Below are 17,688 nucleotides of genomic sequence, written 5' to 3' on the forward strand. Positions count from 1 at the left end.
GAAACTAAATAGTCTTATTCTTTTTCAAGGATCGGCGCTTTTCTAAATTTAGTCATTTGTTCAAATGCATAAGCGACTTCGATTAAAAGAGGCTCACTGTAGGCCGTTCCTGCAAATGTAATCCCGACTGGCTCCCCTTCTGCTGTATAACCAGCTGGAACAGCAATGGATGGATAACCCGCTTTTGCACTAATATGAGAGCCTTCTTCACTTGGGAAAACAATCACTTCAAGGTTGGATGTTTCTAAGGCAAAATCAATTCCCTGGTTTTTCGAATGATAAAGGTCAAACTCCAATGCGTTAACATAAGCAGCTTCTGTTAACGAGCCACTTGTTTCTTCAGACTCGATCAGGACTGCCTGACCGTATTCGAGCATTTTCTCCTCATTGTTCTTATTAAAATCAATAAGGTCTGTTATATTTCTAATAGGTATCAATGGATGGAGGCTGTTTAAATACGCATTAAGATCTGGTTTAAATTCATAGGTTAAAACATCATACTTCCAAGCGGCTTTGGCAGATGGAATTTCAATGTTATCAATCACGATAGCACCAGTGGTTTTTAATTTATCAACCGCTGCAAGAATCACCTTTTGTTTTTCTTCACTTAATAACTCGATAAAGCCTTCTAGGGCTATGCCTATTCTTTTCCCGCTTAGTCCATGCGTCAATAGATGATTGGAAAAGTCTTTTTGAGCAAATGGATTTGTTGTGGTAATGGGATCTTTCTTATCGCTTCCACTTAGTGCCGTTAGAAGAATTGCAGCATCTTCCACTGTTCTAGCCATTGGACCAGCTGTGTCCTGGGAGTGTGCAATTGGAATAATCCCTCGTCTGCTGATAAGACCCACTGTCGGCTTGATTCCCACCAAGGAATTTTGACAAGCAGGATTTAAGATGGATCCAGATGTTTCCGTTCCAACCGCTACTGTGGCAAAGTTAGCGGCAACGGCTGCTCCTGAACCTGAGCTAGAACCACCCACATCAAACTTGCTTGGTCCATATGGATTTAAAACCTGTCCGCCTCGTGAACTATACCCGCTTTTCATCCCGATTGCCATGAAATTCGCCCATTCAGTCATATTTGCCTTACCAAGAATGACTGCTCCAGCTCTGCGTAATTGTTCTGTCACAAATGAATCATGGAGGGCAATTGAATCTTTTAAGGCAAGAGACCCCGCGCTTGTATGCATTTTATCGTGAGTATCAATGTTATCTTTTAGTAAGATCGGAATTCCATGCAATCGACTGCGAGGTCCTTTTTCGTTTCGTTCGTTATCGAGCGCTTCGGCTATCTGCAAAGCATCAGGATTCACTTCAAGGATGGAATGCAAATGTTTGTCATACTTAGCGATTCTATCTAGATACATCAAGACAAGCTCTTTCGATGTAAGCTCCCCTTGCGCAAATTTTTCTTGGATCTGTGTGATAGTTGCTTCTTCAAGCCACTCTTCAGCCATTTTTTTTAATTTCGGATTTTCCATGGGTTGTTCTCCTCCGTTTCTTCTTCTTAACTATTCAAGCAATAGAATTGAAAGTCCTTTCTTATAAAAAAATGACAGTGGATTTTACTCCACTGTCATTGCCGACTATCATCTTCTTAGTTTGTGTTCCCTTTGTCCCTCTTCAGCGATAAGTCCTTTGTAAAAAACTCTCTTATTAACCGGGACCTTTAATTCACGGCAATACTGTTTCAATTCTCGTTCTTCCCTCTCGGTAACAAGCGAGATAACAATCCCATTCGCACCCATTCTGCCTGTTCGTCCCGCTCGGTGCACATACTGTGAGATATCCTTTGGAGAATCGATATTAACCACGTGAGTAACTCCTTGGATATCAAGTCCTCTTGCCGCTACATCCGTTGCAATCAACATGCTCATTTTTCCATCACGGAAAGACTTTAATGCAGCTTGTCGTTCGAGCTTCTTCATGTCGCTATGCAAGATTCCAATGGATAGCTCTTTAAAATGTAATTTTTCTTTAAATACTTCAATTTCGCCAATATCATTAATAAAAGCAAGCGATTTACTATTTTCTAAACGTGTGATTTTTTCAAGAAGCTTAATCTTGTCTCTTGGCTCACAGGAAAAATAAATATGCTCCACTTCCCCAGAAGACGCAAGTTCATCCTTTTCAATGCGAAGAATTTCTGGGTCCTTCGTCATTTCTTTGGCTAATTTCTCTGTCGCCGGTTTCATTGTTGCTGAAAACAAGACCACTTGGCGGTCGCTCATTGTTGATCTCACAATATTTTGAACAGTACTAAGATGTTCGTGAATGAGTAATTGATCTCCTTCATCGAGAACGACTATTTTTACTTCATGCATTTTCACTTTTTTCTGTTTGATTAGTTCTAGTAAACGGCCAGGTGTAGCAAATATGACATGAGGGCGTTTCTTTAATTTCTCAAGCTGCCGTTTCATATTGGCTCCGCCAATGATGGAAGCGCCTCTGATTCCACTGCCTTCAGACCACTTTTGAAATTCTTGATAAACCTGCATCACCAACTCTTGTGATGAAGCTAATACAATAGCTTGGAGGGATTGTAAACTAGGATCCATTTTATGTAATAATGGCAGGAGATAAGCAAGCGTCTTACCAGTACCTGTCGGTGACTCGGCAATTAAATCCTTGCCTTCGAGAATCATCGGAATGGCCGCTTCTTGAATGGAAGTCGGCTGTTGAAATCCTGACTTTTCCCATGCTGCCTGCAAGTATGGTTTTAAAGTATTTAACATAGTGTACTCCTTTTATAAAATCATTTTTCTTATTATTTGTCTTTACATATCGTATTGATACTAACGTAATAATCTTGGAGTGTCTAGTTAGGAATAGTGTAAAGTCATGATGCAGAATTAAAATAGAGGGCAATCCAAACCATATGATAAATCAGTACTGAGAAGTAAAGAACGCAAGTAGAAACCAAGAGCGTCCGAATCCAGCCTTTTAATGGGCGCAGGTAAAACAACCCAAGCAAGATTAGGGGCAAAAAGATTTTAATAATGTAGAAATAAGACCAGCTTTTTTCAATGACCAGTTTCATCATCGGGTTCCCTTCAGAAACGATACCTGAAGCAATCCCAACATGCGTCAGAACAGCATCCAATAGTCCAGCAATTAACAGGAATATACAGAGTTTCATTATTACCACCTCATAAATTGTTCGATTAGTTTCCATTATTTTTGTAGTATCTATGCTGAAATCTATGAATTCTTTCGTTTGTTCTCAAAAAAGAACATAATGTTCATATAAAAGAGCTGCATGCGTCGGCAGCTCAAGTTTTTTTCAGGATTTTTAATTCACATATCTTCCACTCTTAGGACGGCCAATCTCATCAAAATGCTCCACTAAATACCAAAGGCTTTCTGCTAGTTCTTCACCGCCCATAGGAAGCCCATGACCGGTCACCACTACTTGAGGCTTGAGTGCCTCTAGCTTTTTCACGGATTCAAATGCCGCTTCCCAGTCAGTTGTGTAATATTTAGGGGGCCCGCTAATCTCCTGTGTTTGCGTCATTACTTTATAGAGTGATTCTTGTTTTACGGTCACAAACGCATCACCGGCAATGAGCACCCGATCTTGTTCACGGAATAAACTGATATGTCCTGGTGTATGACCTGGTGTATGTACCCATTTCCAATTAGGCATATTTGGAATAGTCCCATCGGCAGGTAGGACATGAACATAGTCACTTATATTAATTCCATGGTTTGGGAACATCGGTGACAATTTTGCAACAAGTCCACTATCAACATTTGGGTCACCAGGTGGGTAGTCACGTTGGCCAGTTAAAAAGGGAAGTTCTAGTTCATGAGCATAAACCGGAATCTTCCACTCTTCCAACAATTCAGCCACTGATCCGACATGATCAAAATGTCCATGTGTTAAAACGATCGCTTTTGGAATGGCCCGCTCACCAAAATGTTCTTGTATCATTTCCATTATTTTTTCTGCGGACTTAGGCATACCTGTATCAATGAGCACAAATTCCCCCGATTTATTCGGATCGCCAACAAGTACGAGGTTCACGATTTTGTCGGTATAACAATATACATCGGGTAAAACAGCCATCCCCACGCCATTGCCAACCGAGGTCATTGGAAGAAAAGTTTCTTCAAACTTACTATCCTGATTATGCTCCAAAAAAATCCCTCCCATTTTTGTTTATTATTTAACCTGGAAGAGAAAATTATTACCGTCGCTTATTCGAGTTCAGTCGTAACACATACAACATTATAACGAACTTTATGTTCTTAATAAAGATGTAATGTTCAAAAAAAAACTGCCCACTATGAGCAGCCATTAATCAAATATTCGCAATGCCATTTTATAAAGATTCCGATTTATTTCCTCGGAGTGTATAAAGCTTTCATTAAAGTTTATTTGAATCTTCCCACTACCTGTTAGGATTTTAACTTTTTCAATTCCATATGTTCTTTGCATTTCTCTTTTAATTTTTCCGATACATCCTGAGCAGGCAACTTCATTTAATGCTAATTCCATGATACTCACTTAAATAGCACCCCTTCACTGCTTGTTTTACTTTGATTGTAATGCGAATCGTTCTAGTTAACATTGATTTATATCAAGAAAAACAGAATTGATGTAAATCACTACAAAGAAGGATCAAAGAAGATACTATAAAGTTATAAGAACTGCGGAGGAGTGACTTAAGAATGTGCTGTGACCATTGCTGCTCTCATGAATCATCATGTATTACATCCGTACCAGTTTTTAAAGGGATGAATGAAGAGGATCTTCAACAGCTACAAAAGGTAACCAGAAGCAAACGTTTTAGTAAGGGAGAATATATTTTTCGAGATGGCGAACGTTCGGAGACATTATTCGTGGTGAATGAAGGACTGATCAAGTTAACAAAAATGTCCCCAGAGGGGAAAGAACAAATTATCAGATTGCTGTTCCCGGGGGATTTCTTTGGCTTATTTTCATTATTAAGAAATGAAAATCATTATTTGAATGCAGAAACCGTGGGGACCTCAACGGTTATTTGTTATATCGAGAAAAAGGATTTTCTTAACACAATGGAAGGGAACGCAGGGTTATCCTACCGGTTCTTACTAACTGTCAACGACCGGCTATTCGAATCTGATGAGTCAGTTGGTTTTCTAAGTTTTATGGAAGTAGAACAACGCCTGGCAAGAGCACTCATTCTATTCCATGATAAAATGAATGCAAAAAATGGAACTTTTACCTTGCCAATTACTAAAAAGGATTTAGCCAGCTATATTGGAACAACCCCAGAATCGGTAAGCCGGAAGCTGGTTTCGTTCATGTCGCAGAAACTTATTAGCATGGACGGGCGCCGACAAATACAGATTCTAGAGTTGGATCAACTAAAACAAGTATCAGGTATTAGTTAATCTCATCAAGCTTGATGGCCATTAGTCTAAAATGCATAGGCTCTACTTCATTAACAATTACATTCATGCCTAACGATTGTAAACTGGCGATTAGAGGCTCCCCTCGATGTGGCAAGTGAATTTCAAAAATGGTACCGACTGGTGCTTCTCTAACAAAATTCAATATTTCGCGGCGTGGATGTTCGCCCTTTGCAATACGTTCCCGAATATCCATTACTGCTTTCTTATCAACGATTTCAAACATAATTCTCGCTCCCCTTTGTTAAGAGTATAAGTTTATGCTTCAGTTTATCACCCTTCTCTTCATTTGAAATTGATTTATATCAAGTTTGGATTTGGAAGATTTCCGATGAGAAATAGCCCCCCGTGCACTGAGATTCCTATGTTTGGGAAGAATTTTTGTTAATTTTAAGAGGACTTAAATTTCGAAAGCTTTGTGAACTTTGCGGAAAAAGTGATATTTCCTGCAACTAACGATGATAGAATAAACAACAGAAAGATTACAATATAGCGGAGTTGAATATGATGTTTAATAAGATTGCTCTTATCACATCACTGTTGTTTTTTCTAGTAGGAACGATTGTCTTTGCCGATTCTCGAATAGAAGTTTCTTCTCCTCAAAATAATTCAGTAGTTAGCCAAACAGCTCAAATGGCTGCGTTAACCTCAGATAATAATAAAATTGTTTCAGCCAATAAAAGCACCGCAACAGAAAATGAACAGGCCAAATTGGCTCAAAAACAATTGGCGCCTGCCCAGCCAACATTAAAAAGTTATGTTGTTCCAGGTTTGGTGGGGTTATTTATTATCATTGGCTTTGGAGGTTATTGGTTAATTTATCGCCAAAAATATACAAGTCAGACAAAGGAACAGTGACTTTTCCTTAGTAAGATAAAAAAGCGTGAGTCCAATGGATTCACGCTTTTTGGTGCCTGACACCAAATTCTTCTACTTCCTCAGGACTGCTCGAACCGGACTTCCGTCTCCTTCTGATAGTGGTAATGGAAGGGCAATCAGTTCGTAATCTCCAGGTTCGATTTCATCAAGCATCAGTGACTCTAGGATGTGAATACCGTGCTCATTCAAGCTATGATGGGCAGGCAGTTCTTTACTGTCAATTGGATCGACAGATGGGATATCCAAGCCGATCAGTTGAACTCCCTTACTTCCTAAAAAAGGAGCTAAGTTTGGCTCAATATGTGGAATCTTTTCAGGGAAAACATCAGAGTTTTCCCAGGAAAGGGTTCGGAATAGCACCCGTTTGCATCCATCAAGATTAATCTTTTCTAAATCAGCGGCACCAATGCTTTCCTTACCTTGCATATCAATAACTCTCGCCGGACCAATGTATAGGTCGAGGTTCAACTCGATGATTCGTTTTCCTTTGTTATCAAAATGAAAGGGAGCGTCCACATGTGTTCCTGTATGGGTGCTCAATTCAAGTTTACCCACATTAACGGATCCACTTTCCTCCATTGGCCATGCGACCTCGTAATGAAAGGCCGTATCCCCTGGCCAAACAGGCATCCCATTTATTAACTTTCTAGAAATATCATAAATCTTCATACCCATGCACTCCTTCAATAATAATTTAGCACTTACCACCATTATTTCATATTTCTGTGTAGTTTTTCATTAGTTTACATAAACAAAAGACAGGATTAATTCCTGCCTTCCTTAGTGAAACGATTTCCAAAATTCGCTGTTCCTATTAATAAGCTCTTTTATGTCATCAAAAGGAATGATAAAGGTAGGAAAACCGGCTGCAAATGCCGCAATTTCATAGGGTTGAAAGTAGATATTCAGACCAGCCTCACTTATAAAAAATGGTTGATCTGCCTTTATCCCATGGTAATCATCAGGAAATAAGTAAGATGAGTATTGGTTATTACCTTTTATTTGTTCAAGAATCAGATTGCTAATTACTTTTACATAAGGGCTGTCAGGCTTAAAAAGGTCTTTCAATTGGTACATCGACCCAGTTTTCAGGTTAATATGAGCATATTTTTGCACCGGCATTCCGTGCGCCGCACAAAACGGGTAGTCGTAGCCCTCAATCTTGATGACCAGCAGGTTTTTCTCAAAATAAGAAATATCATAGTTCCCCGTATAATTTGATTCCAACTGAGTGTGCGCGGGTATGGGTTTTACGCCCGCCATCTCCTTTAAAGTGCGATTTACACTTTCTTGATTTTTCATCCCTGCAATTTGTGGATAATAGACTAAATAATCCTTATTAGGTTTATATTTATGCTCCACCACCGAATATTGGTTATTTAGCGGGAGAATAGTGGCTTGCTTCCAGAGTAACTCTCCCGTTTGATTAAAATAGATAAGATGGTCGTCAATATGACCCTTAATTAGTGTTTTCTCAAAACTAAGCCAGCCTGAGCCACTAACCATTGGCAGATGTTCCTTTCGCCTTCCATGTTTATCAATAAAATAAGTATGCTGATCATCTGTGACAGACGCAAGACCATCCTCAAATTTCGTGATCACTGTAAAATGAAATCCTGTGAGGATATGACCATCCGAATCAGCTAAGGCATAGATGGATCTCATACAAGGCTGTTTCGGGTCAATCTCCTTTCCTATAGCAAAGCGACCTTCACCTAAATCTAAGATTTGATTATAGTTTGGCTTAATTACAAAATGACCTTGCCGATCAATAACGCCAAAGTTTTCTCTATTATTCTCTGACAAACTGACAATCGCCCGGCCTTCATTAAATGACTCTCCATTCGAAAATTGCGGCTCTATGATTGTTTTCCCCAGCTCATTAATATAACCCAGCTTCCCATCGTTCCTCTTCCGAAATGCAAGCAATCCTTGACCGTAATTAGCGACGTATGCATAAGGATACGATTGTAAAACCTTTCCGGTAAGATCAATAAGTTGAAACCTACCTTCCTTAGTTTTAACAATTGCTTTCCCCTGTTCAAAATCACTTGCCGTTTTATAAATTAATGGAATTACTTCTTTCCCTCTTTTATTGAGATACCCATATAAATACTCCCCATTCGCATCTATTTCAACAGCACGAACGCGTCCCTCTTTATACTCTCCAACAATGATAGAATACGCCTTTTCCGTGATTTCCTTGCCATTCTCATTAATTACCTTGAATCCCTGGGCATCATTGACAACGGCCCGGCCTTCAGAAAAAGGGGTTATAGTATCGTATTTCGGACGCACGATATAATAACCGCTAGAATTTATGACACCTGATTTGTCCATTAAACCAACAATGGCCAAACCATTCTCCTGGAAATCCTCTGCATGATCGTAGTTTGCCGGAAGAACCCATTTACCTTTTGTATCCATATAGCCCCAACTGTTTCCGCCAATTTCCTTCCTCACAACAGGAAAAAGGTAAACGGCCCTTGACTCTCTGGAAATGGACAGCATTCGGATGACGTCTTGCTTCACCTCAGAGGGAAGCGGATAATAATATTTAAATTGACCAAAGTACTGCTTAAGAACAAATAAATAGGGCTGTCGGTTAAGACGGTATACCCCAAAGATTTCCTGGATTCCATCACCATCGATATCCATAGATTGAAGGATTGCTTGTTGATTTCGGTATTCCAACTCTGCTCCCATTGGGAGATATGGCAATACCCAAGTTATTAATTCTCTGTTATTACCAACCATCATAACTCACCCATTTTAGTTTTTTATATTTATATGATGAAAAGTGGGCTATGTGTTTAACACTCGAAACGAAAAAACACCACTATTGTGGATGACCCAAATAGCAGTATTTTTATAGTTTTATATATTACAACTGTTCATTAATCTTATATTTTTTGCTTCTGTTCCTTCTTTATTTTATGTTTTCTACTTCCGGGATTAGCTGTTTCCATTCCTCATAGGAAATGATGGTATCCCAGTGGCCGGTTATTTTTGCAATCGTAATAACCACGAAGAACAGCACGAAGAAGGTAACTGGAACAAACCATTTATTTACCTTTTTCCGCGCTACCGTCATGTTTAGCGTGTCTTTCACGGGACATGCCTCTACACAGGACAGACAGGCTGAACAATTAAGGGAATTTACTGTCTCAACTTTATGTACCTTTAATCTTTGCGGACAAACCTTTGTGCACATTTCGCAGTTTGTACATGTATCTTCATTTCTCTCAATCTTTGTAATTCTAAAGATACTGCCTAGTCCGATCAGTGCACCATATGGACACAAGAAGCGGCACCAAAAATTTCTAAAGAATAAGGACAGGATAAAGATGACAATGATAAACTTCAAGGCAAAGCCGCCAAGATTGATAAATAAAAGGAGCATTTTTACATCGGATACTTTATTATACGGTTCCACGAGAAAACTTTTCGCCGTAAACACGGGCATTTGTACAACCATAAGACCAAAAAATAACATCAATAAGTATTTTATTGGTGTTAGTATCCAGGTCAGCCATCGTGGAATTTCAAAACTCCTCTTAAAAATTTTCCTGCCCAGCCATCCAATCAACTCACTAACTGTTCCAACAGGACAAATCCAACTGCAGAATGATTTACGTAAAATAATTCCTGCACCTACAAAAAATGCAAGTAAAACAAGGCCGGCCGGATGAATGACATCAAATTCGCCACCCGTAAGCCATACTTTTAAGGCGACCAAACCGCTGATTGGCAAAAAACCTTCAACTGCAGACGGACGGTCCACAAAAGGGGATTTTCCGAGTGTTTCAAAATGCAAATAGAATTGATAAAACTGCAGACCAACATATAGTAAAAACAACAAAAACAAACCCTGAACAGTATATCTTGTAATTTGGACAGGTTTACGTTTCAACTGTTTCTGGTACCAAGCTTTTGATTTCATAAGGTTTCCTCCCATCTTACTCCCTCAACTATAATGAACTTACAAAACATGGCATGTGATAAAAGTCATTGAGAATATTGAATTCATAAAGAATTCACATACCCCTTCATCAAATGTTAAATAAACTTTTTTGGGGAAGATAACCTCATAAAATAAAGCCAGGAGAACGTATCCTCCTGGCCTTGCTTTATTTTTCTGCTGCAAATAAGATATTATTTTGTTTCCTAGCCTCTTCGGTAATTTGGAGTACGATTTCACTCCAATTTTTTAACCGCAAATATTCTTGATCATTTTTCGTCTCAATAATCTTAGCAATGTTTTCACATTCATATACCATATTTTCTTCTTCTTGGGTGACGCTAATGGTTTCTCTCTCTTTTCCTCGGTTGTCCACGAAGGTAATAGTTGAAATCGGGGCTGCATCTTCAAGGAAAAATGTTCCACTTTCCCCGTGAATTTCACACGGTAATTCTGAATGAGAAATTTTTGAACAAAGGATCGTACAAATAAAATCATCATACGTTAACACCAAGGTTCCACTTCCATCCACACCGCTCCGAAGAACCACTGGATGATAGTTGACCTGCTTAGGAGCACCAAACAATCCTACTGCTAAATAGAGCGGATAGACACCTAAATCAACAAGCGCGCCGCCAGAATATTGAGCCGAGAAAATATTGGGCTCCTCTCCTTGTAAAAATAAATCATAGCGAGAGGAATATTGGATATAAGGCAATATGGTACTACGAAGCTTCCCAGCCCGTTGGAGGTTGTCTTTTAGTATTTTAAAATTTGGGGTATGGATATTACGAATCGCTTCAAATAGATATACGCCATTTTCCTCCGCTGTCTGATAGGCAGTATGTAACTCCGCGCTCGTTGAAAAAATTGGCTTTTCACAGATAACATGTTTCTTATTTTTCAAAAATGTAAGTGTTTGTTCAAAATGGACAGAATTCGGTGATGCAATATATACCGCTTGTATTTCTGAACTCTTTGCCATCTCCTCGATGTCAGTGTAAAAATATGGAGCGTTATATGTATCGGCTAATTGTTTCGCTTTATCCTCTGTTCTGGAATAGACACTTGTTAATTGCAATTGACCGCTGAGCTCTGCTGCTTTGATAAAGGATTCAGTGATCCATCCTGTTCCGACTGTTCCAAAGTTAATCAATTTGTAGTTCCCCTTCCTTTATATTACTTCAAGAAACTATTGTAGTCTTTTTCATACACACTTGCCAATTCCAGAATGCTTAAAAAATAAATAAATTTTCCATTTCCCGAGTGTTTTATACATGAATTGTTGGGAACAATGGAAAAATATCTGTATTTATGTTATTTATAATGTAGAGTTAAGAATGAAAGAGGTTGAAAAGGGTGGACAATAACACATCTAATTTTATTAAGGATATTATGATTAAAGATCTTGAATCTGGAAAGCACCATAAAATCGTCACTCGATTCCCGCCAGAGCCTAACGGTTATTTACATATTGGACATGCAAAATCGATTGTCATCAACTTCGGCTTAGCCGACGAGTTTAACGGGCTGACCAATTTACGCTTTGACGATACCAATCCGTTAAAAGAAGATATCGAATATGTAAACTCAATCAAAGAAGATGTAAAGTGGTTAGGCTTTGAATGGGATAACTTATTATTTGCTTCCAATTACTTTGAGGAAATGTATAAACGTGCGGTGCTATTGATTAATAAAGGATTAGCCTATGTTGATGACTTATCAGCTGACGAAATCCGCCAGTACCGTGGGACACTAACGGAACCTGGAAAGGATAGCCCTTACCGGACCCGTTCGATTGAGGAGAACCTTGAGTTATTTGAAAAGATGCGGGAAGGTGCCTATGAAAACGGCCAAAAGGTTCTTCGAGCAAAAATTGATATGTCATCACCGAATATAAACTTACGTGACCCTGTTATCTACCGGATTGCCCATGCATCCCATCATAATACCGGTGACAAATGGTGCATTTATCCGATGTATGCTTTTGCTCATCCACTTGAGGATGCAATTGAAGGAGTAACCCATTCCATTTGTACGATAGAATTTGAAGACCAACGGCCCCTCTATAATTGGGTTGTCGAACATTGTGAAATGGAGAGCACTCCACAGCAAATAGAATTCGGCCGCCTAAATGTAACGAATACGGTCATGAGTAAACGGAAGCTGAAGCAATTAGTAGATGAAGGATTTGTGGATGGCTGGGATGATCCTCGTATGCCAACCATTTCCGGGATGAGAAGAAAAGGATTCACGCCAGAATCGATTGTTTCGTTTGTCCGAGAAACTGGCATTCACAAAGGTTCTGGAGCAGTTGATTCACAAATGCTTGAACACTTCGTCCGTGAGGATTTAAAATTAAAAGCACCACGAACAATGGGTGTCATCGATCCCTTAAAGGTTGTTATTACGAATTATCCAGAAGGGCAAATTGAATTGCTAGATGCTGAAATCAATCCTGAGAATCCAGAAATGGGCACGAGAAAAATTCCATTCTCGCGGGAAATTTATATTGAACAAGACGACTTTATGGAAGAGCCGCCTAAAAAGTATTTCCGTCTGTTCCCCGGTAATGAGGTCCGTCTCAAAAATGCCTATTTCATTAAATGTGAAGAAGTGATAAAAGATTCAACCGGTAAAGTAGTTGAACTGCACTGTACTTACGACCCAGAGACGAAAAGCGGCACAGGGTTTACAGGTAGAAAAGTGAAGGGAACAATCCATTGGGTGGAAGCAGCCCATGCCGTTCCTGCTGAATTCCGTCTTTATGAACCACTGATTTTGGACGAGACAGACGATAACAGCGGTACAGAAAAGACATTCTTGGACAATGTTAATCCAAATTCAATTCAGGTGTTACAAGGCTTTGTCGAGCCTAACATGAAGGAAAGCAGACCGCAGGAGAAATTCCAATTCTTTAGACATGGATACTTTAACGTCGACCCTAAACATACCACAGTCGAAAAGCTCGTATTTAACCGCATTGTATCATTAAAGAGTTCATTTAAAATTTAAAAGAAAGAACCAGGCGCATTACGTCGCCTGGTTCTTTGCTATTCCACAATAGAACTCGGTACTTCTAAAATCAGTTTAGTCCCCTTCCCAGGTGAAGAGCTGATTAATAACTCTCCGCCCACCGAACGTGCTCGCTCATCCATACTAAACAAACCAACACCAAAGGTTTGATTCTTCACATCAAATCCCTTTCCTTTATCCTCAATCATCACTCGAATAACATCCTCTATTTCTCTAACAGAGACCGTCGCTTCATTAACTTCTGCATATTTCCGTATATTCGTGAGTGCTTCCTGAATAATCCGGTAAATCGTTAGTTCAATGCTGATGTCCAAGCGCCGATTTAACACGCATTCAAAATAGACATCAATATTGTAATGGTCAGAGTAACGGGATAGAAACGAACGAATAGCTGGCACTAATCCTAAATCATCAAGTACGGAGGGCCGAAGTTCCCATGAGATCTCGCGGATTTCTTCAATCAATTCGGTTGCTTCGGTTTGCATCTGCTGCAGTAGAGGATGATCCATTTCGGCTAAGAGACGATTAATCGTAATCAAATGACTATACAGGTTTTGTCCAATCCCATCGTGTAAATTACGTGACAAGCGTTTTCGTTCCTCTTCTTGAACATTAATGATAGTAGTCATCATTTTTTGAAGCTCTCGTTCGACTCGCTTTCGCTCGGTAATTTCATAACGAATCGCTAAGTATTGATACGGTTTTCCCTTTTCATTTAAAAAAGGAACAATCGTTGTATCCATCCAATAAAGGGTCCCATCTTTTGCCCTATTGCAGATTTCCCCCTTCCAAACCTCACCGGAACCGATTGTTTTCCACATTTTCCGAAAAAATTCTTTTGAATGGTACTGGGAGTTGATAATTCGATGATCTTGCCCTAGGAGTTCCTCTCTGGAGTATTTCGAAATATGGCAAAATTGATCATTCACATATGTAATCGTGCCCCGAGAATCGGTGATGGCTACAATTGAAGATTCATCAAGCGCAAACTTTATATCTACTAATTCCTGCATTGACTTTTTTAATTCTAACTCAAGATTCGCGAATTTTGCAGGCTGGTCCATTTCCTTGTCCATTAGCTCCTCCCAGAATCTATCAAAGTATCTGTTCCGTCAATATTTTTTCTAAGTCTTTAGCAGCTTCCATTACATACTGCTGATCCTTTTCTGTGTACGCTTTGATTTTCCGATTACCAATAAGTAAGACCCCTTTAGGTACACTACGAAAAAATAAAGGGACAGCATATGTCGAAACAAGTTTTTCAGCAAGCATAATTGGATGGTCCGTAACTTTTCCGATAATTCCGTTTGGAAAATCTGTGAGCATCATTGGACTTCCACTTGAGATTATTTTTCCTGCGATGCCTTTTCCGAAACGGACAGTTATTCTTTTGTATTTGTCATTTAAATTGCCAGCAGCATAATGCCACTTAACATCCGGGCCCACTTCATTTTGCAGAGCCAAGGCAACAAATTCGCAATCAACTACAGTCAACAGACTGTCGCAAACCTCCATTACTACAGGACATTCCTTAATCTCTTTCATCTAAGAATTTCTCCTTAAATACCATATCCCAATAACCCTTTTCTTACGGCATATTCCACCAACTCAGGTCTGGTTTTCATCTGTAGTTTCTCCATCAACTTACCTTTATGGGTTTCGACAGTTTTAACACTAAGGACTAGTTGTTCAGCAATTTCCTTATTGGAATACCCTTTAGCAATAAGTGTCAGCACTTCTTTTTCCCGATCAGATAAAAGATTGTACGTATCATTCCCATCTTGTTTTACGCTGCTCAGATATTCTTCCATCAATCGCTTCTGTGCAGAGGGATGTAAATAGGCATCTCCTACCGCCACAGATTCGATCGCTGACATTAATTCAGCATGTGGGGCACTTTTTAAGATACAGCCAGATGCTCCCCCTTGAATGGCACGAAAAAGGTACTCCTCATCATCATGCATCGTTAGGATTAAGATATTCACTTGAGGCATTAACTTTTTCAATTCCATTGTAGCGGATAGACCGTCTTTTCCATGCGGCATGCTTAGATCCATAACCACAACATCAGGTTTTAACTTTAACGCTTGTTTAATTCCTTCATTTCCTTCCGATGCTTCACCAATTACCTCCATTTCTGGATTTGTGTTTAACAGCATCTTAAGTCCCATTCTAACCACTGCATGGTCATCGACCAAAAGGATTTTTATCACTCTTAACTCTCCTTTAATCCCGATTTAACGGAAGAGATATTTCTATGGAAGTTCCTTCCCCTATTTTAGAGGAAATCTTGCACTGACCGCCAGTCAGAAGCATTCGTTCTTTCATTGCGGCAAGCCCTGATAGTGGATTAAGGTTATTGTATTCCTCTGGTTGAAATCCTTTGCCAAAATCATAAATGGTAATGGTCAATTCTTCCTCCGTCCAATTAAAATGAATAGAGATGTTGGAAGTATCCGCATACTTGGCAATATTGGCAAGTGCCTCCTGGCAGACACGAAATACGGTAATACTATGTTTTTCAGGTATCCTTTTTTCGTCACCCGTTGTTTCTAAATCTACCAGGATTCCAAACGTTGATGTATATAAGTTAATATAACTCCTCATGGCTGGAAGTAAACCAAGGGTTGTCAGTGTAGGCGGATGTAATTCAACAGATAGGAGCCTAATTTCTTGAATGGTCTTTTCAATCAACTCCGACATTTCGCGAACATAATGTTTCATGTGTGGTTCTTTAGCGCCTGATTCAATAAACTGTAAGCCTGTTAATATACTATAAAGATTTTGTCCGACACCTTCATGAAGTTCTAGGGCAATCCGTTTGATCTCTTCTTCTTGGGAATGAATTATATAAGAGCTAATCTGCTGTTTTGAATTTAATTCATCCATATTGCCCCTCCAATATTTTATTAATTTATATAAAGGCTCTGTAAACCTGGCCTGTTGATCTCCGCTCCAGGCGCTTTGCTTTCCGCGGGCGGTCCGGGGAGCCTCCTCGTCGCTGCGCGCCTGCGGGGTCTCCCCTGCCCCGTCCTCCCGCAGGAGTCTTCGCGCCTTCCACTCCAATCAACAGGGTGCCAAAATCAAAAATAAGCCTTAACATAGACTATATAAAAAAGGCAGGTTCTTATTAGAAAACCTGGACCTTTTTTATTGTATATGTTAAGCCGCTTTCTGAATCAAAAGCCCTCCATTGCCCTTCTGACTCTTTTACTTGTGAAGAAATCGGTACGGCAAGAAAATAAAAATCATCAAAATAAAAGCGGATATGTGTCCCATCTGGACAAAACTGTACTTTTTTTACTACTTTCTTTACTGCAGGTGCTTGGTCTCCGCCTTCAGCATCTTGAATGGCTACCTCAACTGGTACTCCAACAAACTGGCTCATATCTTCTAACTTAATGAGTCCCACAGCTGTTACATCCTCTCTTCACAGGATAGATGAACATCTTATATCCTTGCAGATACTCCCAAAACTTCTCACCGGCGTGTTCCTCGATAAATTGAATCGTTTCATCTTCAGAACCCCAGTCACTCATTCCTTTTATTTCCGCAATAACCATCTCAGCCCCATCAAGGGTTTTTTCTTCAAGAAACCAATTTAGACGTTTTTTCGCAAACGTATTCTTTAACAATGAGTCAACTTCAGCTGTAAAATTGCCTGCTGACGGACGGACAAAACAAAAATCAATATACGTCTCACTAGTCATTGACATTCACACCTTTTTTATAGATAAGGAATGCGATTGGGAATAAAATCACGTTGATCACCACGGCTACGATCGTATTGGTATAATTCTCATAAAAATATTGATGGACCATATATTGAGTAAAGATAATATTTAACATTAAAACCGCTAAAAGAAAGACGACAGGCAGGTAACTACGCTTCATAACGTTTCACCCCCACAGCGTAAACTGCACCGTTTTCCACTTTTACATATATTTCAGGAAGCGGTCGCCGCGGCGGCCCTGCGATTGGCGCACCCGTTTCTACATCGAATTTTCCGTGGTGGCAAGGGCAAAGCATTTCTCCTTCATCCTTTTTCCAAAATACAGGACATCTTAAGTGGGTACACGCATTTTGGTAGGCTACATATTTATTTTCAGATAATCGAATTAAGATTGCACTGTCATGTTCACCAGGAAAGGCAAAGTCAACTGCATCTCCTACAGGTAAAGAATTAACATTAGTAATTTTTTGCTTTGGATATTTTTTATCTCCCAAACCAGTTAATTCTTTTGCAGCTAATGCTCCCCATGGAAGAGAGGAAACAGCAAATACTCCTGCTGCTCCAACTAATGTTTTCATAAAGCCGCGCCGGTCTAGTTTTCTTTCATTGCTGCGGTTAATATTATGGGTATAATTATCTTCATTGAACGGGATTTTATTATTTTTTTCTGTCATGTTC

General features: G+C 39.5%; 21 protein-coding genes. 3 read left to right on the forward strand and 18 right to left on the reverse strand.

Features of this window, described 5'->3' with window-relative positions; all coding sequences use genetic code 11:
• Positions 1-14: 14 nt before the first annotated feature.
• From COJ96_RS20860 to COJ96_RS20880, 5 genes are all read right to left on the reverse strand, one after another.
• Positions 15-1,484, reverse strand: a complete 1,470-nt coding sequence (locus COJ96_RS20860; protein WP_098575719.1) for an amidase family protein — start codon at positions 1,482-1,484, stop codon at positions 15-17.
• Positions 1,485-1,592: 108 nt separating this feature from the next.
• Positions 1,593-2,738, reverse strand: coding sequence for a DEAD/DEAH box helicase (locus tag COJ96_RS20865; RefSeq protein WP_098575720.1), 1,146 nt, complete (start codon positions 2,736-2,738; stop codon positions 1,593-1,595).
• A gap of 104 nt (positions 2,739-2,842) precedes the next feature.
• On the reverse strand, positions 2,843-3,142 hold the full coding sequence (locus COJ96_RS20870) for a DUF5658 family protein (protein ID WP_098575721.1): 300 nt from the start codon (positions 3,140-3,142) through the stop codon (positions 2,843-2,845).
• A 153-nt stretch (positions 3,143-3,295) separates the two neighbouring features.
• A complete protein-coding gene (locus tag COJ96_RS20875; RefSeq protein ID WP_373561730.1) occupies positions 3,296-4,144 on the reverse strand; it encodes an MBL fold metallo-hydrolase in 849 nt (282 codons plus the stop codon).
• 159 nt (positions 4,145-4,303) lie between these two features.
• Complete coding sequence (locus COJ96_RS20880; protein ID WP_098575723.1) at positions 4,304-4,513, reverse strand: hypothetical protein; 210 nt, start codon at positions 4,511-4,513, stop codon at positions 4,304-4,306.
• 164 nt (positions 4,514-4,677) lie between these two features.
• Here COJ96_RS20880 and COJ96_RS20885 point away from each other — a divergent pair, with 164 nt between their 5' ends.
• Positions 4,678-5,382 (forward strand): Crp/Fnr family transcriptional regulator, encoded by a 705-nt coding sequence (locus COJ96_RS20885; RefSeq protein WP_098575724.1) that lies wholly within the window; start codon positions 4,678-4,680, stop codon positions 5,380-5,382.
• Here the strand turns inward: COJ96_RS20885 and COJ96_RS20890 are convergent.
• Positions 5,375-5,626 (reverse strand): amino acid decarboxylase, encoded by a 252-nt coding sequence (locus COJ96_RS20890; RefSeq protein ID WP_098575725.1) that lies wholly within the window; start codon positions 5,624-5,626, stop codon positions 5,375-5,377. The two genes, COJ96_RS20885 and COJ96_RS20890, sit on opposite strands and share 8 nt — an antisense overlap.
• Before the next feature lie 278 nt (positions 5,627-5,904).
• Here COJ96_RS20890 and COJ96_RS20895 point away from each other — a divergent pair, with 278 nt between their 5' ends.
• Positions 5,905-6,258 carry a hypothetical protein gene (locus tag COJ96_RS20895; protein ID WP_180230205.1) on the forward strand — a complete coding sequence of 118 codons (354 nt, stop codon included), beginning with the start codon at positions 5,905-5,907 and terminating at the stop codon, positions 6,256-6,258.
• Between the two features lie 72 nt (positions 6,259-6,330).
• Here the strand turns inward: COJ96_RS20895 and kynB are convergent, their stop codons facing one another.
• The 4 genes from kynB to COJ96_RS20915 form a co-directional block, all read right to left on the reverse strand.
• A complete protein-coding gene (kynB, locus tag COJ96_RS20900) occupies positions 6,331-6,948 on the reverse strand; it encodes an arylformamidase (protein ID WP_098575727.1) in 618 nt (205 codons plus the stop codon).
• A 111-nt stretch (positions 6,949-7,059) separates the two neighbouring features.
• On the reverse strand, positions 7,060-9,039 hold the full coding sequence (locus COJ96_RS20905; protein WP_251459261.1) for a WG repeat-containing protein: 1,980 nt from the start codon (positions 9,037-9,039) through the stop codon (positions 7,060-7,062).
• 169 nt (positions 9,040-9,208) lie between these two features.
• Positions 9,209-10,222: a 4Fe-4S binding protein gene (locus COJ96_RS20910; RefSeq protein WP_098575728.1), complete on the reverse strand. Its 1,014-nt coding sequence runs from the start codon at positions 10,220-10,222 to the stop codon at positions 9,209-9,211.
• A gap of 187 nt (positions 10,223-10,409) precedes the next feature.
• Positions 10,410-11,396: a Gfo/Idh/MocA family protein gene (locus COJ96_RS20915; RefSeq protein WP_306460607.1), complete on the reverse strand. Its 987-nt coding sequence runs from the start codon at positions 11,394-11,396 to the stop codon at positions 10,410-10,412.
• Between the two features lie 203 nt (positions 11,397-11,599).
• Here COJ96_RS20915 and COJ96_RS20920 point away from each other — a divergent pair, with 203 nt between their 5' ends.
• Positions 11,600-13,255: a glutamine--tRNA ligase/YqeY domain fusion protein gene (locus tag COJ96_RS20920; protein ID WP_098575729.1), complete on the forward strand. Its 1,656-nt coding sequence runs from the start codon at positions 11,600-11,602 to the stop codon at positions 13,253-13,255.
• Positions 13,256-13,293: 38 nt separating this feature from the next.
• On the opposite strand, the gene COJ96_RS20925 is transcribed toward COJ96_RS20920, so the two are convergent.
• The 8 genes from COJ96_RS20925 to COJ96_RS20960 all read right to left on the reverse strand — a co-directional run bounded on the left by COJ96_RS20925 (position 13,294) and on the right by COJ96_RS20960 (position 17,684).
• Positions 13,294-14,352: a PAS domain-containing sensor histidine kinase gene (locus COJ96_RS20925; RefSeq protein ID WP_251459267.1), complete on the reverse strand. Its 1,059-nt coding sequence runs from the start codon at positions 14,350-14,352 to the stop codon at positions 13,294-13,296.
• Between the two features lie 19 nt (positions 14,353-14,371).
• On the reverse strand, positions 14,372-14,821 hold the full coding sequence (locus tag COJ96_RS20930) for a GAF domain-containing protein (protein ID WP_098575730.1): 450 nt from the start codon (positions 14,819-14,821) through the stop codon (positions 14,372-14,374).
• A 14-nt stretch (positions 14,822-14,835) separates the two neighbouring features.
• Positions 14,836-15,489 (reverse strand): response regulator, encoded by a 654-nt coding sequence (locus COJ96_RS20935; RefSeq protein ID WP_098575731.1) that lies wholly within the window; start codon positions 15,487-15,489, stop codon positions 14,836-14,838.
• Between the two features lie 13 nt (positions 15,490-15,502).
• Positions 15,503-16,165 carry a sensor histidine kinase gene (locus tag COJ96_RS20940; protein ID WP_098575732.1) on the reverse strand — a complete coding sequence of 221 codons (663 nt, stop codon included), beginning with the start codon at positions 16,163-16,165 and terminating at the stop codon, positions 15,503-15,505.
• Positions 16,166-16,406: 241 nt separating this feature from the next.
• The gene (locus COJ96_RS20945) at positions 16,407-16,688 is read right to left on the reverse strand and encodes a hypothetical protein (protein ID WP_098575733.1); all 282 of its coding nucleotides are present in this window, start codon (positions 16,686-16,688) and stop codon (positions 16,407-16,409) included.
• On the reverse strand, positions 16,675-16,986 hold the full coding sequence (locus COJ96_RS20950; RefSeq protein ID WP_098575734.1) for a hypothetical protein: 312 nt from the start codon (positions 16,984-16,986) through the stop codon (positions 16,675-16,677). Before COJ96_RS20950 ends, COJ96_RS20945 begins: the two co-directional genes overlap by 14 nt.
• Positions 16,979-17,170: a hypothetical protein gene (locus COJ96_RS20955; protein WP_098575735.1), complete on the reverse strand. Its 192-nt coding sequence runs from the start codon at positions 17,168-17,170 to the stop codon at positions 16,979-16,981. Before COJ96_RS20955 ends, COJ96_RS20950 begins: the two co-directional genes overlap by 8 nt.
• Entirely contained in the window at positions 17,160-17,684 is a 525-nt protein-coding gene (locus COJ96_RS20960; RefSeq protein WP_098575736.1) for a Rieske 2Fe-2S domain-containing protein, read from the reverse strand. The genes COJ96_RS20955 and COJ96_RS20960 overlap by 11 nt, the downstream gene beginning before the upstream one ends.
• Positions 17,685-17,688: the final 4 nt, after the last annotated feature.

This window comes from Bacillus sp. AFS073361, assembly GCF_002567005.1.
Taxonomy (GTDB): Bacteria; Bacillota; Bacilli; order Bacillales; family Cytobacillaceae; genus Neobacillus.